The sequence below is a fragment of the Microvirga soli genome (genome assembly GCF_016734765.1).
Lineage (GTDB): Bacteria > Pseudomonadota > Alphaproteobacteria > Rhizobiales > Beijerinckiaceae > Microvirga > Microvirga soli.
The window spans coordinates 1-15173 of record NZ_JAERQE010000035.1; the positions used below are offsets into that span (position 1 = coordinate 1).

Genomic DNA, 15173 nt, shown 5'->3' on the forward strand with positions numbered 1-15173 from the left:
GCACAAAGCTGAGATCGAATTGATCGGATAGAGCCACAATTCGGGTCTCTGGCGACTGCGCTCTTACTTCCTGGATTACCTCAAGCACTCGCCCAGTGTTCTGGCTGGCTTCGATGATCATCAAAGCCGTGTCGACCGCACAATGCTGGAGGCGCTTTGGACCAGTGACAGATGCTGCTTCGACAACAGCAAACGGCGTGTCCCGCAGGATGTGCTGAAGCCCAGAGCGCAGAAGGGGGTTGTCGCAGATCAGGGCCGTAGCAATCGCGGGAGTGAAACGCGTCGATGGGGTGTCAGCGTCCAACGAGCGATCATGTACAAGCGTCAGCGTTTGTGCAGTCATTCGTGCCCCCTGTTCAGCCTTCCGAGTTAATCAAAAGTAAACGAGAAGCAGAGTTTCTGTCTGTCTGAATCCCGACAGAACGTGCTCAGCCAAAAGTACTATGCTGTAGTTCCGAACACAGAGACCTGATTAAGCTTGACCGTATGTGACTTGGCTTTTTGAAATTGCCTCAACGCCACTGAACAAAATCGGCCAGCAGGCAATAGGATGCGTCCAAAGAGGCGCTTCAAGGTTCCTGTCCGCAACAATAGATGAGCCTGGAACGTGGGAATACTGTCAGCCCGTCGCCCGAAGGTCGTCCGCGACGGCTGACGAGAGGTGGCTCTGGAGTGCGGCAATGAGCGCCATGTAAGGCTGACGCCGTTCGCGGTGCCTCCGCTTCAGGTTGTCGATGATCTACCTCTTCAGCACAGGATCAGTTCTGCCGCGCTCGACCCGCTGCATCTCGTGCTGGTGTTCGAAGTCGAGATTGGACAGGGTCCGTGACGTGCTTTGCAACAGAGCATGGAGATCAAAAGGTTGCTCTGCGCCAACAATCAGGCGGTTAAGCGCGGACGAGACATGCTGGTGGTTCTGCATTACGGCCCTCGACTGGCCGTGCTGAGCCGCACCCTTATTCAGGTGCTTAAGCTCAGCACGTGTCCATTCACAAGAAACGGTTCATCCCTAAACTATTCTGCTTCAGCATACCTTAGCCATGCTGCGGCTCTCGTCTGCCTCTAAATGAGAACTCAGGCGGGTCCAGCCCGTGCGGCCAGGATGTTTGCTGAAGACGCGCCAGGAAATACTGGAGAGGTGAGCCACTTGTCTGTTGGATACCCGCCAAGGGATCGCCTTCATCCTCACCATCGACGGGGAAATCGTCAACGTGTTTGATGAGGGCGACGGTCTACCGGGCAAGGCGTTCTTTGAGCAGGTCATGACTGCTAAAGATGACACAAATCGCCCCTTCACTCTCTCGGATGTCAGAGACATGGATACCTATACCCATGCGGCCTTCGTTCATGGGGAAGAGTCCGAGGGCGACCAGAAGTCGGCGATCTACAGGATCTGCTCCGTGCTGCCTGGGCTCTGATGACCCACGAGCACAGGATCGGCTTCCTCTTCACCGACGAAGCCAAAGCCGTAGCCGTTCTGTCGGCCGCCGGCAGCCTCAAAGATTGATCCAGCCCTTTATCCAAGGTGGAATCCATGAATCGAGCTCGCCTGACGCGCGCCCAGATCAAGTCGTTGCATGAGCTATTTCAGCGCTCTTCAGATGGGAGCCCGAATTATCGTACCTTTCGTAGAGGTTCCGGCTCCTCTCATTTGACAACATCCTCGCTGGCACCTGGCACGGGATGTTCATCGGCGTCGAGACCGATGGCTGCCGGCATTCTTGAAACCTTACCCCTTATTGTTCAACTCACCGCCTGAACCGACTGGGATGCAAGCTCACATCACGCATCTCAGTCGCTCTTCAGGTCATTTGCTCAGAAAACTCTGCAATTCCGCAAGATCGTCTGTATTGATCTTGTCCACTCCGGCCGCCTTCAACTCCTTCCAGACTGCCTCACGCTGTGGCCCTGGCTGATCTGGGGTCGCCCAGAACCGAACGGTCCAGCCCTTCTCATGGGCCGTCTTGACGATGTCCTGCAATTTGGCTCTCTCGGCGAAGGGTATCTCACCGTCGCCTTTCCAAGTGAAGATCTTGGTCCAGTTGTCGCTCAATAGCGGCATAAAGGATGCTGGCATATCGGAGGCCAGATCAGGCATGCGGCCATCATACCCGGCAAAGCGAACCTTCTCTGAAACCATGTAGTCTTTCGGTCGGTTGCCAGACACCACTGCGGTAACAGTACCTGTCTGAACCTTACCGTCCCGAATAACTGTTAGGATGTCTGCATATTTGGAAAGCACCTCAGCCAAAGCCTTGTAGGTCGGCTCGCCTTCGGTTTTGATGTCGATGAGAAGGGTGAACCCTTCACCCGCGGGGTAGACCTTCCCGCTATTCTCGGAAACGCGCTTCTTCAGCGGGTCGAGGTAGAGCGCCTCCAGGGTTCTCTCGGGCTTAATATGAGCCTCTTCATGGGCCACCAGCAGCTTGCCGTTCACGAGCCAGATGTCGGCCTCGACGCCGGTAAAGCCATGGTCGAGGGCATCGAGCAGCGGTCGCTGATGCTCATAGTCGTTGTGGGCGTGGGCTTGAAGAAGGGGCTTCACATCGGCAGCGCAGACCATAGCCGGCGAGAGTGCGAGGACAGTGGCCAGGAACAGGGCTTTCATGTTTCCTCCAGTAGTTTCGTCTACTTGTCAGGGGTGCTCGGCTTCCAAAAATCGGTGACATACTGATGATGGCATGGTCCTTAGCCGGCTCACGCCCAAATCGTGGAGATAGGTCTAGACCGCCTGGAAGCAACTCTGATCGCGATCTCCGGCTGTTAACGATCTTTCCGCCACTTTATTGCCATGGTTCCAATGCCCAACTAGCCTCCTTCGCGTGACCGATCTGTCACCGGAGGGTGGAGCAAGTCGCTCTGCCGGAGGGGAACTACTAAGGACTAGGGACAAGAATGGCGACTGGCACAGTAAAGTGGTTCAACGAGACCAAGGGATACGGCTTCATCCAGCCGGACAATGGCGGCAAGGACGTTTTCGTCCACATCAGCGCCCTAGAGCGCGCAGGGCTTCGCAGCCTGCAGGACGGGCAGAAGATCTCTTACGAGGTTGAGCAGGACCGGCGCTCGGGGAAAGAGTCCGCGACCAACCTGCAGCAGGTTTAAGACCTCTCACATTTGCGGCTTGCTCCGCCTTCACAATGAGCCGCTCCGTTTCGGGGCGGCTTTTTTCATTGTGCCTGCCGCAATGAAGACTCCTTTTGTCGGAAACTTCGCCTCCTGCATTTCTCAACGACGAGCGGTTCATCAAAGAGCACCGAAAGGTATTCGTGATGTTCATGGGCCGTGACGGTTACTCAGAACAGATGTCGACCTAGGAGTTCCCTCGCCTGCAGCAGACCGTCAAACTCGACGCTTGCCCGACCGCCTACCTTCACCGGCAGCGCACCGGCTCCCGGTTTGCCGTCGCCCGGCGCAAGAAGATGGAGATTGCAGAAATCTACCATAAAGCAGGGGAACATGCGTATTACGGCTACTGCATTGCCCTCGGCATCAAGCCTGAGTGATTGGGCTCAACTGCGCCTGCCTATTATCATTCCGGCAAGGAGAACTATTTGTATCGGTCAGGCTCTCAGACCCGCCACTGAAAGGAGACGCAGTGCCTACCCGCCTTATGCAAATTCTCGATCGCGATGCCGCTATCATGCGAGCCAAGATGGCTGAAGTCATGCCGGCAGCCGACGGCGAAGCACGGCAGGCTCGCGAGTTGATAATCCTGCTCCATACCGGGCTTTTCGTCATCCAGAGAGACGAAACAAGCACTGCGGAGGAGTTGCGGGAGTTCGCCGGCCAGATCCTCGACCGCACGCGCATCACTAGACAGTAGCAACTGAAATATTCCTGTGAGTTCCCTGCAATTGAGATTGGTGCAAAGCCGCCGGTAACCGCGCTCAGCTATCCAAAACCGCTGGTGATCATGGCAATGGCCGAAATCTGGTGCGGTAAAGGGAATGTTTCGTTATCTCTGGAGGCATAAGGCGTTCAGTACTGTGCTGCTGCTCCTATTCGGCGTGGGTTTCTATTTAAACTCACTTGCTGCCTGGGCCGGGCTCGCGCTGCTCCTGTTCCTGCGGCTGACGAAGGTTCACTCGACCCTTCTGATCTATGATCTCACCGACCGGGCGGCGCTGAAGCACGTCCGAACTCTGGCGACGAAACGGGCCCACATGCTCTCCCCTGACGAGTATGGGAATGTGTCCGAAGACGCGTGGGACAAGCATCTCAACACATTCATCAAGAAGACGCTCCTGCCGGAATTCCAGCGCAGGAAGATCGATCATCTCCTCGCCAGGGATCCAAAGCGGTACGTTACCCGGCTCAGGACGCGGATCAACCGGGTCATCGATCGGCACCAACCGGCCGAGCAAACCGTCGAATTTGATGATGGGATGACTGGCAGAGAGTTTGAGCTCTACTGTCGGGAGGTCCTGCAGGAAGCAGGATGGGACGCTGCCCTTACCCCCGGCTCAGGCGATCAAGGCGCCGACATCATCGCGGAGAAGGATGGCCGGCGGGTGGTCATCCAGTGCAAGTTTTACAATGGTACTGTTGGCAACAAGGCTGTTCAGGAAGCTTACGCCGCCGCTGCCTTCCAGGATGCGCCTTACGCTGTCGTAGTCACAAACTCGGTTTACACCAAATCGGCTCACCAGCTCGCGCACAAGAACGGCGTGCTGCTGATGCACCATTCCGATCTGGAGCGGCTCGATCTGATCGTCGCCAGCGGGGCGGGCTCCCGCTGATACAAGATTCCATTTAGCCTTTTACACCCTATAGAAAGTCCTCAATCGAGAGCTGTGCGGTGTTGCGCGGCTTAGGCTTCCTTGGGCCTTCCTCGACACCCTTGGCAATAGGCTGTTTGCGCGGGATCGGTGTATCCTCCGACTGAGTGCGCTTCATCCGAGCCTTCGCCTTGTCACGGGCCTGTGCTTCCTCAGATTGCGGATCTTCGGTGAGCCACTTCCCACGCTTGACCACTTCATTCACGCGGCCTTGGTTGATCCCCAGTTGAAAAGCGATTTCCTGCTGGGTCATATCGGTCGTGGTGTGTAGCTCGAGGATTTTGCGTGCAAGCTCCGGCGTCATCTTCCGCCCGGCTACCCTACGGGCTGGCATGATTGACCGCGTCTTCTTCTCCTCCTTGCGGATCTTTTCCAGGATCGCCAAGGCCATATTCATGCCTTGGGCGCGCAGGGCTTCTTCAAATTGCTTCAGCGTGGCCAAAAGAGAGACTCCTGAACTCCTGCCCCGATGCACTCGCACCGGTTCAGGCTGACTTTTGAACGACGAAGAGGTGATGACACGATCCAGAAGCCCCGCACGGCAACTGGGAGAGGTCAGCCGAATTAAAGCGACCCGAAACAGAATAGAGTCCATGATTCGTGTTTTTCAAGCAGGGCAGCACACTTAATTGTTGTTTTGTTTCGTTGCAGTGATTGCCGCTTAAGCGTTCGGGAGCCTAATTCTTGAGGTTGCCAATGCTTAGCTCGACTTTGGCCATTTCTGACGGCTGAGTGTGGGGAGAGCCCAGCGGCGAAGCGAACGATGCGGTAGGTTGGTGTGTCCCCGCCAAGAGACACGGCCATGCCAGACCTGCCTGCCCGCTTCGCCGCGATCATTGTAGCCTTTGCCCCGCTCTCTCGCCACCGAACCTGGCGCCATGCCGAGGTCCTGCTCGTCGGGGCCATTCTGGCACCCGGCAAGCGCACTGTGACCAGCATCTTGCGCATCACCGGCCTCAGTCGCGAGGCTCACTTCGTCAACTACCATCGCGTGTTGAGCCGAGCTCGTTGGAGCGGACGCGAGGCCGCCCGTCTGCTGCTTTGCTTGCTCATCCACGCCTTCGCGCCAACCGGTCCGATCATCCTCGGCCTTGATGACACCATCGAGCGTCGGCGCGGCCGGCGCATCAAAGCCAAGGGCATCTATCGCGATCCGGTGCGCTCATCCGATGCTCACTTCGTTAAGGCATCAGGCCTGCGCTGGATCAGCCTCATGCTCCTGGCGCCCTCGGAGCGCTACTGCCGTGAGCGGGGACACCGGCATAAAAAGCTGACAGACTGGGCCCGCCAGCTGGTGCTGCAGGTGCGGCGTTGGCTGCCCGAGCGCGAGCTGATCCTAGTGTCTGACATGGGCTTTGCCGCCCTGGAGCTGCTTGCAGCCCTGTCCCGTCAGAGTGTGATCTGCATCACCCGGCTTCGGCTGGATGCTGCCCTCTATGAGCCGGCTCCACCGCGTCAACCAGGGACATGCGGCCGTCCTCGCACCAAAGGAGCTCGCCTGCCAACCCTTTCTGACGTGCTGACGCGGACAAGTACGCGCTGGCAACGCGTCACGGTGCCGGGCTGGTATGGCGAAGGGGAGCGGCTGATCGAGTTCTGCTCGGCAACGGCTGTGTGGCGCCACGGCGGCATGCCGGTGGTACCAATCCGCTGGGTGCTGCTGCGCGATCCCCTTGGACGCTTCTCGCCGCAGGCCTTGCTATGCACCGATCCCAGGCAGGCTCCGTTGCAGATCATCCGCTGGTTCATTCTGCGCTGGCAGGTCGAGGTCACGTTCCAGGAGGCCCGCGCCCACCTGGGGGTGGAGACGCAACGGCAATGGTCGGATCGTGCCGTGGCCCGCACCACACCCTGCTTGTTCGGGCTGTTCTCCATCGTAACCCTGCTGGCTGCCCAACTCGACCAGCGCACCGAACAGCTGTGCTCATCGACAGCTGGTACCGCAAGTCTCATCCGACTTTTGCAGATGCGCTCGCAACCGTGCGACGGCAGATTTGGCGCGAGACAGGTTTGTTTACATCCCGGCACCGGCACAAAACTCCGAAACCCTCGCGGGCCCTTCAGCAGTGCTTGGTTTCCGCACTCTGTCACGCCGCCTGATTGGCCAAAGTCGAGCTTAGAGTCTAGGTAAAACAAGCTGTTGATCAGTGATTTGAGAATAGAAGCCAATCGGGCCAACAGAAGCCCTGGGGCGGGGCGATATCATGTTGAAGCGATTGAATTTACGAACCATTGTTGCTGTCTCTGGCGCTACCCTCGTTATTGCCATGGCCAGTACCATGAGCCTGGTTGTGGGGGCACGATCCGAACGGCATTTCGAACGTGAGATAGGCCGAGCCTTGTCTGAAACAGCTTTTCAGATGGCCAATAAACTTGATGCCGACATGGCATCTCGCTCGCGCCAAATTAGTGTGCTGTCCAAGATCAGCGCCATCGGGGACTGGGCCGAGGCTCAAAAAGTCGTCGATGAGTTGCACTTGAAGGACTCTACTCTGGCCTGGATCGGTACCGTTAATACGGACGGCGTTGTCACCGCCTCCAGTGGTCGGGTCTTGCTCGGCGCCAACGTGTCATCTCGCCCTGTCTTCCATCAGGGCATCAAAGGGCATTTCATCGGAGACGTCCACGAGGCCGTTCTGCTCGCAAAGCTTCTGCCGAACCCGACCGGCGAACCGATGAAGTTCGTCGATGTGGCAACCCCCATTCGGAATGACACCGGCAAAACCCTGGGCGTTTTGGCAACCCATTTCTCGTGGGGTTGGGCAAGGGACGTGCAAGTCAGACCTCTCCAGCCGCAAAAGAGAGGCTAGGACAGGAAGCTTTTATCGTTGGCGCCGACGGAACTGTCCTTCTCGGGCCCCAGGGTACCATCGGACGACCGCTGCCGGTTGAGAACTTCAAACTGGCCCAGTCCAACCGGTCCGGCTGGGCCATCGAGACGTGGCCCGACGGGCAACGATACCTCACTGGCTATGCCCGAGGGGTCGGCCAGGACGACTATACCGACCTCGGATGGACGGCCCTCGTCCGACAGCCGCTTGCTGCGGCCTACGACAATGCCGACGTCGCCAGCCGCGAGATCTTCCTCTGGGGTGTCGGCTTCGCAGCCCTTTTTAGCGCCTTCGCCTGGTTTGCCGCCAGTTTAATCACCCGACCCCTGCATGCCATCGCCGACGCAGCGGTGCGCCTTCGCCAGGGTGAGCCCGGAGTGAAAATCCCCCAACTTGGCGGAGCCGCGGAAGTCGCGGACCTCTCGACGTCCCTTCGGGCGCTGGTCACATCGCTGACCCGAACGCAGGACGCTCTGTCAAAGATGGAAGATGCAGCGTGTCACGATACGCTTACCGGGCTGCCCAACCGGCGCCTGTTCGACCAGTATATGGAAGAAGTGCTCTCGCGCTCTCCTGTGCCTTATTTTGCCGTTCTCAGCCTCGACCTCGATAACTTCAAGCCGGTGAATGACACACTGGGTCATCACGCCGGGGACGTCGTTCTGCGCCAGGTCAGCGCCCGGATGCTCTCGTGTTTGCGCAGCAACGATCTGATCGCGCGCATCGGGGGAGACGAGGTTGTCATCATTGTCGATGCAGCCGATGGCAAGGAAGCTCCCAATCTTCAGGAGATCTCCGAGCGTTTGATCAGGGCCGTCAATGAACCTGTCCTGGTGTCAGGCAAGGCTGTTCGTATCGGCTGCAGCATCGGGATCACCAACGCGATGAGGCCAGGTGAATCCGTGCAGGACATGCCCGACCGGGCTGATGCGGCCCTCTACAAGGCAAAAGCTCAGGGGCGCAACTGCGCTGTGGCCGCTTGAGCATCACCCCGGAAGGCGGAAGCAAGCTTCCTACAAGCCAAATCCCGTATGTTTAGAATGTCCTTCCTGTCCGGGGGATCGCCCCCTCGGATGGTCCTCTGGACACTTCTCCCGACTCGGGCCGCTGGTTTCCAGCGGCCTTCTTTTTGCGGGAAGAGGTGACGCCGACACCGGGTCACCTTGAGCGGTTGCTCGCGGCGAACACAAGCGACCGCACAGCCGGTCAGCGTCGCGGCCTCGGGATGCTGTGTAAGTGCGAGCTGCCACAGCGCAAGGCCGTACGAAGAAGCCTACTCAGATTTGTGACTCTTTCAGGGGCTGAACAGGACGCTTTCCGTCGCAGTTCACGCCTCGCCTGCCTCGGCAAGTTCCTCGTCCTTCACTGCTTTCAGGGTGAAGTGGAAAGCTGTCCCCTCTCCTGGAGCCGACTCCGCCCAGATTTTTCCGCCATGGGCCTCGATAATGGTCCGGCAGATCGACAGGCCGACGCCCATGCCGGTCCTCTTCGTTGTCATGAATGGAGTGAACAGCTTCTCGAGGATGGCTGGCGCGATTCCGGTGCCCGTGTCTCTGATGCTCATGCATACCGTCGTCCCGGCGTCCGCCAGTTCGGCCCTAATTGTCAGGTCCCGCTGTTCGACCTCCTGCATGGCCTCCATGGCATTGCGTACCAGATTGAGCAGAACCTGCTGGATCTGAACTCGGCTCACGAGAACCTTGGGGCTCTCGTGGGGAAGGTCAAAGTCTACTTTGATGCCCTTATCCTTGGCCCCAACGAGGGCAAGAGCGCTCGCCTCTTCGATCAGCTTACGCAGGTCCTCAATCTCCTGGTCCGTCTCGCCCCGCGCCACGAAAGCCCGCAACTGGCGGATCACCTCTCCGGCCCGGTGAGCTTCCTCTGTTGCCCCCTCGATCCCGTGACGCAGCATCGGCACGTGCTCGCCGTCCATTCGGTCCAGGATCATGCCGCATCCTCTCAGATAGCCTGTGATGGCCGTGAGCGGCTGATTGACCTCATGCGCCAGGGTCGAGCCCATCTCCCCCATCGCTGTGAGGCGGGACATATAAGCAAGTTCGGTCTGCAACTCTTGCATACGCTTCTCTGTATACTGCCGGTCCGTGAGATCGCGGATGAAAGCGGTAAAGTAGCGCTCGCCCCCTGACTCCATTTCGCCTAGATGCACCTCCATCGGGAAGGTCGAGCCATCCTTACGCTGGGCCACGGCCACGCGGCCGCTTTCCGTGATCCGGCGCTCGCCGGTGTGCCGGTAGCGGTGCATGAAGCCCTCGTGGTTGTCACGGTACGGCAAAGGCATCAGGAACTTGACGCTGGTATCGATGATCTCCTCGGGCTGGTAGCCGAACATCTTCACCGCAGTGGCGCTGAATGAGGTGATGATCCCCCGTTCGTCCGATACGACCATCGCATCCGGTACGGTGGCCAGGATGGATTGCAGGTGCGCCGTCTGGCGCAGCAGATCGTCCTGGCTGGCGCGCAGGGCTTCCTCGGCCGCGATATGCTGAGTGACATCCTGAGCGATACCCAGCTTGCGGGTTGGCCGCCCATCCTTGTCGACCAGCGTGTGCCCGACAGACGTGATCCAACGCTCCTCGCCATCTTCAGCCCGAATGATGCGGAATGTATTGGTGAAGGTCAGGCTGTCAGCACGTACATTACTGTAGACGTCCCGGATCACCCGCTCCCGGTCTTCCGGATGGATGCATGCGAGAACAAGGTCCTGCGTGATCTTGGTGTCCGGCGCAAAACCGAACAGCTCTCGTGCCTCAGCGCTCCACTGCCGCTCACCCGTCACCATGTTCAGGTCCCAGATACCCAGGCCTGTGGTCTCGATCGCCAGGCGCAGCCGCTCCTCGCTTTGACGCAGGCACTCCTCGGCTTGCTGAACGCCGGAGATGTCTCGGGAGATGGAGAGCAATGCATCCGGCTTGCCGTCGCTGCCCATGATCGGCGTGACCACCACATCCCACCACTTCGGGGTCCCGGCCAGCGTCGGGCAAAAGCCGCGGAATCGGCCTGTGTCGCCGATCTTTGCCCGCAGCACCGCCTTGCACGCATCCTCAGCGGTGGTACCAGTCCAGAAGTCGAGCCAGTTGCAGCCCTCGATTTGTGCGAAGTCCCCGATCTCTAAGGCCCGGCAGCCGCCCTCATTCATGAAGCGCAGGCGCCCCTCGAGGTCGAGCACCTTGATGCAGTCGTCGGAACTGGCATGCAGCCGGTTCAGCATCTCGGTCTTTTGGGCAAGCTCGCGCTCGGCATGCCTGAGCTTCATCTCACGAGTGATGGAGCGGGCCAACGCCACCAGCGTCCGCTCCTGTGCCGCGGTCAGACCTTCCGGGCGAGCCGAACAATCGAGAACGGACAGAGCGCCCAAAGCTATCCCGCGTTCAGTCCGCAAGGCGATGCCAGCGTAAAAGCGCAGGCCTGGCTTCCCCGTCACAAATGGGTTGGTGCGGAGTTCCGGATGCTCTCGAAGATCGCCGATGACTACAAGGCCCTCCTGCCGCATGGCATGGGAGCCGATCGAAATATCGGACGGAATTTCGTCTTGTTCAAAACCGATCTTGGCTTTGAACCAGTGCCGGTCGCCAGTCACAAAGCCTACTGATGCGGAAGAGGTTTGGCACACCTGAGCAGCGATTTGAACAATGTCGTCGAACGCTGTTTCCGGCGGCGTGTCGAGAACCTCAAGGTCTTGCAGGGCAGCAAGCCGGACTACTTCGTCCCAGGCGGGAACGCTGCCGTTGAAAGTGCTGGTCGCCATTTTTGAATATATGCCCCGACGGAAGACCGAATTCTTTAACGTAAGGTAATGCGTGCGGTGCGGTAGCAAAGGAGTGCAGCGAAAACAATGTAAAAGCCGTTGCACGACGATCTTCGCCCTGCGGGTTAGGCTAAAGACTAACTTCTACATAGGTCATCTAAGCTTCGATCTGGGACGTCAATGTAATGTTCTGACTTTACCTTAAGAGCATTACGTAGTCTGACTAAGGCCAAGCTTTCGGTTTTCCCTTATTGTGCAAAGCGGCCGATTGGTTCATCTTTCAGAGCATTGAAGCACGACACATTTTCGAGCGTCGATTCCAAAACCAACAATAGTTTTACGTATTTACCGTAGGGGCAAATGCGGGGGCTGACGGGTCGCGAACACGGTCAAAAGACTGGGCGCGGCCCTTTTCTTTTGCGGCCCTGATGCGTTCTATTTCGCGGCGTTCACATGCTCTTTGAGTACGTTCGAGGCGCTGAACGTCACCGCCCGCTGTGGCTTAATCGGCACCTCGACACCGGTTTTTGGATTGGGGCCCACGCGCTCAGCTTTATTCCGGACGGTGAATGTGCCGAAACCTGAAAGCTTCACAGGCTCCCCTCGGACAAAGCCACCGCCGATCTCAGACAGCACCTGCTCCACCAGCGCAGCGGCTTCATGCCGGGATAGGCCTGCGGTCTCATAGACTGCATCGCACAGGTCTGCCCGGGATGCCGTTTTTCCGGTCATCTAGTCATTCCATTGCTGATGAAGGCCCAGCTTACCGGGCGTCGGAGGCAGGTGTCTGCTTGTTCTCAAGCTCTTGCACAAGAGCTTCCAACCTGTCCGGCAGGTCCGCTGTGAGAATGTCGTCGTAGAGACTGCGTAAGGAGTGGCCGACGAAGAAGATTACCTGCTCCTGTGAGAAGTTCAGGCTGTTGGGGATCGGCTTTGCCCACGAAACTCTATTGCTCGGCTGCATGGCATCGTTCTCTTTGATGTCCCTGCATTGCCCCTGTTTACATATGTGAGGGGGAACTCACCCTTTTGGATTAGGTTTCAGCGTGACTGTACATCTCTGCTGGTCCAGCTGGGTCCCTCAGAGGAGAATGCGGAGGCTGGACATCAGGCGAAGTTTTTCTTTGCGGCTAAGGTGGAATAGGTCGGCGTCCCTGTCGTTTGCCTGTCTGACGGATCGTTCGCTCCTGTTCGACCGTCTGAAAAGGATCGCCGTTCCTCTCTCAATAACTACGGCGTCAATCTAAGGGCCCCTCCCCCACGGAGCGGGCCCCTTTTCATGGGTCAGCTTGCCAATTCGGAGCTTTGGTAACGCGTCTGAAAGCCAAGGTGCTGGGTTGCCCACATAGCGGCCTGGGTCCGGTTGGCAGCCTTCGCTTTCCGGAGAATAGCCTTGATGTGTACCTTCACCGTGGCCTCAGCCAGCCCGAGATCCCGTGCGATCAGCTTATTAGAGGCCCCCGTTATCAGGTGCCGCAGGATCTGAGCCTCGCGCTCCGAAAATTTGATTGAAAGCGCCGTAGGGTCATTCGCGGCAGCCATACTCTGCCGTTGGGGAGACATGGATTGGTCGAGCATAGCCAGGCTCACCGAGATCGGCAGGAACATCTCACCCAGCATCACCAACTCCAAAGCCTTGACCAAAGCAGGCTGGGACATGCCTGTTTGGCAGAGCCCATCCAGTCCGGCGTTGAAGAGGTCCCGAACAGTCAAAGGATCGAGATTATCACTGAGGGCCGCTAGGCGGGCGCCTGAATAGTGCTCCTTCAGCTGCTTGATTGTGTCAGTCGCGTTCTCTGGCAAGAGGCTGTCGCAGAGAAGAATGAGCCCCGGCACCTCTGCTCCGGCCAGAGTACCCTCTGTTACTACGAACCGGGTGCCTTCCAGGATATGACTGACGCCCGTCCGGAGCAGCGTGTTCTGACATATCAAGAAGGTGACGACCTTCTCGGGAGCACTCGGTGCCAGCACCAGGGTCTCGACTTTGTAGCCGACGTCTTGGTCCATGCTCGTAATCCCCTCGTTCTTCTCAGGCCAACCCACAGCAAATCGTTTCCTTACCCGCCTGCGGTAAGCAGGCGGGACTGTCTGACGTAAGGCCAGATAATTCGGATGGATGCCAAAGCGTGGGCGAGTCGTGGCAATAACGAGGCTAAAGCATGGCGGTTCCCGAAGGAGGATGCCCCTCCGGGCTAAGCCAATGGGAGCACTCGCCTCCTCCCCTGCAAACATGCAGCTAAGCTGAAACCCGACTACCTCATGAGGAGTATCGGAGCGAGGGCAGCTATCGCCTTCAAGATCAGGAGGCCTCCTCACCTCCTTGGCAACGGCGGGTGAGGAGGCTTTCGCCACTGGACCTTGCCGCTGGCGAGCCTTGGGCCTTAGTCTCTCAAAGCTGCAGTAAAACAATAGGGTGCAGTGGCCTCTGGACCTGATGACGGGAGCCAAAACAACGATGAGCAGCCTGCACCAGTACCCCGCGATATCGGCTCACAACGAAGAGACCGAGCCGGATTGGATCTCGCGCCTGCATGAGGCGTTTGGGGTCATGTGCGCCATTGCCCGCATGGTTTGGCGTGAGGAAACAGGCTACGGCTCCACCGAGCCAGGGTTGACCCATACCCGCTGGGATGGTGCGTTGATCGCTCTGCGGGAAACCAGTGGGCAACTCGAGGTGATCTGGGCAACCGCCCCGACCGCCGGGAGCGCATTGGCGTCCTGGCTGAACTCGCATGGGAAGCCATGTCACAGTCCCGAACGAATGTTGTCCATCGGCTTCCAACGTAACAACAGATTTATCCGCCCGACGAATGGTTCCTCACCTTATCTGAAACCAGCGCGCCTCTCCCGGACGGTGTTCGGGCGGCACCGTCAGGTTAACTGGCGGGTGACTGGATAGAGGCATATGTGAGGGATGAACTCGACCTATCATTCACGCTATGCCCGTCACCGCTTCCCGACTGAAGTGATCAGCTATGCCGTTTAGGTGTACTTCCGGTTTCCACTCGGCCTGCACATGGTCGAAGAGATGCTCGCCGCCAGAGGCATCGAGGTCAGCCATGAGACCGTGCGAAAGTGGGCAAGGAAGTTCGGCCAGAACCTTGCGAACAAAATCCGCCGTCGTCTTCCGGCACCCGGAGACAAGTGGCACTTGGATGAGGTCGTAATCAGTATCTCTGGGAAAAAGTATTGGCACTGGCGAGCCGTCGATCAGCATGGGATCGTGCTCGACATTCTGGTCCAGAGACGCCGCGATGCCAAAGCAGCCAAGCGCCTGCTGCGGAAGCTACTCTAGAAGCAGGGCATCGCACCGCGCGTGATGATCACCGGTAAGCTCGCCAGCTACGGCGCGGCTAAGCGAGGGATCATCCCGGGTGTCAAGCATCGGCAGCATCGTGGCTTGAATAACCGAGCAGAGAACAGCCATCAGGCCACCCGACGACCCGAGCGCATCATGAAACGCATCAAGTCGGCAGAACAGGCCCAGCGCTTCCTCTCCGTTCACAACCAGGTTGCCAACCTCTTCCGCCGGCCCGCCAACACCAACGCTGCTGATCACCGCAAGTCCCGCGCCCGAGCCTTCGGGGTCTGGGCCGAGGTAACTGGCGTCGCGGCTGGCTTCTGAGTTGACGGTCCAGGACGGGCGGACCTGCCTCAACCCGTTAAGTTGACGATGCCCGATGAGTTATCCATGCTCGAGTAACTCGGCTACACCGTCAGGCTGCAGCCGACTCCGTTGGAGTGGATGGGAGTGATCACCCAGCCCAATCAGCGGCCCGGCATTGTCTTGGCGGC

15 protein-coding genes and 1 pseudogene are annotated in these 15173 nt (G+C 58.5%); 9 read left to right on the forward strand and 7 right to left on the reverse strand.

All coding sequences use genetic code 11. The annotated features are described in order from the left end of the window. Nucleotides 1–343 (reverse strand): response regulator transcription factor (locus tag JKL45_RS29770; protein WP_210345865.1); only part of this gene is annotated, 343 nt, incomplete at its 3' end. 811 nt (nt 344–1154) lie between these two features. On the opposite strand from JKL45_RS29770, the gene JKL45_RS22020 reads away from it, so the two are divergent. Further along, nucleotides 1155–1418: a hypothetical protein gene (locus JKL45_RS22020; protein ID WP_201863765.1), complete on the forward strand. Its 264-nt coding sequence runs from the start codon at nt 1155–1157 to the stop codon at nt 1416–1418. Between the two features lie 389 nt (nt 1419–1807). Here JKL45_RS22020 and JKL45_RS22025 read toward each other — a convergent pair whose 3' ends face one another. Further along, complete coding sequence (locus tag JKL45_RS22025; protein ID WP_201863766.1) at nt 1808–2608, reverse strand: phosphatidylinositol-specific phospholipase C/glycerophosphodiester phosphodiesterase family protein; 801 nt, start codon at nt 2606–2608, stop codon at nt 1808–1810. Nucleotides 2609–2895: 287 nt separating this feature from the next. On the opposite strand from JKL45_RS22025, the gene JKL45_RS22030 reads away from it, so the two are divergent. From JKL45_RS22030 to JKL45_RS22040, 3 genes are all read left to right on the forward strand, one after another. After that, nucleotides 2896–3105 (forward strand): cold-shock protein, encoded by a 210-nt coding sequence (locus JKL45_RS22030; RefSeq protein WP_201863767.1) that lies wholly within the window; start codon nt 2896–2898, stop codon nt 3103–3105. A gap of 493 nt (nt 3106–3598) precedes the next feature. Continuing rightward, nucleotides 3599–3826 (forward strand): hypothetical protein, encoded by a 228-nt coding sequence (locus JKL45_RS22035; protein WP_201863769.1) that lies wholly within the window; start codon nt 3599–3601, stop codon nt 3824–3826. Nucleotides 3827–3950: 124 nt separating this feature from the next. Next, nucleotides 3951–4742, forward strand: a complete 792-nt coding sequence (locus JKL45_RS22040) for a restriction endonuclease (RefSeq protein WP_201863771.1) — start codon at nt 3951–3953, stop codon at nt 4740–4742. Nucleotides 4743–4770: 28 nt separating this feature from the next. Here the strand turns inward: JKL45_RS22040 and JKL45_RS22045 are convergent, their stop codons facing one another. Continuing rightward, nucleotides 4771–5223 (reverse strand): sigma factor-like helix-turn-helix DNA-binding protein, encoded by a 453-nt coding sequence (locus tag JKL45_RS22045; protein WP_201863772.1) that lies wholly within the window; start codon nt 5221–5223, stop codon nt 4771–4773. 360 nt (nt 5224–5583) lie between these two features. On the opposite strand from JKL45_RS22045, the gene JKL45_RS22050 reads away from it, so the two are divergent. From JKL45_RS22050 to JKL45_RS22060, 3 genes are all read left to right on the forward strand, one after another. Then, complete coding sequence (locus JKL45_RS22050; RefSeq protein WP_246498796.1) at nt 5584–6912, forward strand: IS701 family transposase; 1329 nt, start codon at nt 5584–5586, stop codon at nt 6910–6912. A 73-nt stretch (nt 6913–6985) separates the two neighbouring features. After that, nucleotides 6986–7591: a cache domain-containing protein gene (locus JKL45_RS22055; RefSeq protein ID WP_201863773.1), complete on the forward strand. Its 606-nt coding sequence runs from the start codon at nt 6986–6988 to the stop codon at nt 7589–7591. Further along, nucleotides 7540–8595: a diguanylate cyclase domain-containing protein gene (locus JKL45_RS22060; RefSeq protein ID WP_201863774.1), complete on the forward strand. Its 1056-nt coding sequence runs from the start codon at nt 7540–7542 to the stop codon at nt 8593–8595. Before JKL45_RS22055 ends, JKL45_RS22060 begins: the two co-directional genes overlap by 52 nt. Before the next feature lie 344 nt (nt 8596–8939). Here the strand turns inward: JKL45_RS22060 and JKL45_RS22065 are convergent, their stop codons facing one another. The 4 genes from JKL45_RS22065 to JKL45_RS22080 form a co-directional block, all read right to left on the reverse strand. Continuing rightward, nucleotides 8940–11378, reverse strand: a complete 2439-nt coding sequence (locus tag JKL45_RS22065; protein WP_246498798.1) for a PAS domain S-box protein — start codon at nt 11376–11378, stop codon at nt 8940–8942. A 435-nt stretch (nt 11379–11813) separates the two neighbouring features. Then, entirely contained in the window at nt 11814–12110 is a 297-nt protein-coding gene (locus JKL45_RS22070; protein ID WP_201863775.1) for an integration host factor subunit alpha, read from the reverse strand. Between the two features lie 31 nt (nt 12111–12141). Further along, complete coding sequence (locus JKL45_RS22075; RefSeq protein WP_201863777.1) at nt 12142–12342, reverse strand: NepR family anti-sigma factor; 201 nt, start codon at nt 12340–12342, stop codon at nt 12142–12144. 320 nt (nt 12343–12662) lie between these two features. Beyond that, nucleotides 12663–13385, reverse strand: a complete 723-nt coding sequence (locus JKL45_RS22080) for a LuxR C-terminal-related transcriptional regulator (protein ID WP_201863779.1) — start codon at nt 13383–13385, stop codon at nt 12663–12665. Nucleotides 13386–13833: 448 nt separating this feature from the next. Between JKL45_RS22080 and JKL45_RS22085 the strand changes: the two genes are divergently transcribed. Both JKL45_RS22085 and JKL45_RS22090 read left to right on the forward strand, forming a co-directional pair. Further along, nucleotides 13834–14277 (forward strand): hypothetical protein, encoded by a 444-nt coding sequence (locus tag JKL45_RS22085; RefSeq protein ID WP_201863781.1) that lies wholly within the window; start codon nt 13834–13836, stop codon nt 14275–14277. A gap of 15 nt (nt 14278–14292) precedes the next feature. Beyond that, nucleotides 14293–15003: pseudogene (locus tag JKL45_RS22090) on the forward strand (IS6 family transposase). The last annotated feature ends 170 nt before the right edge of the window (nt 15004–15173 follow it).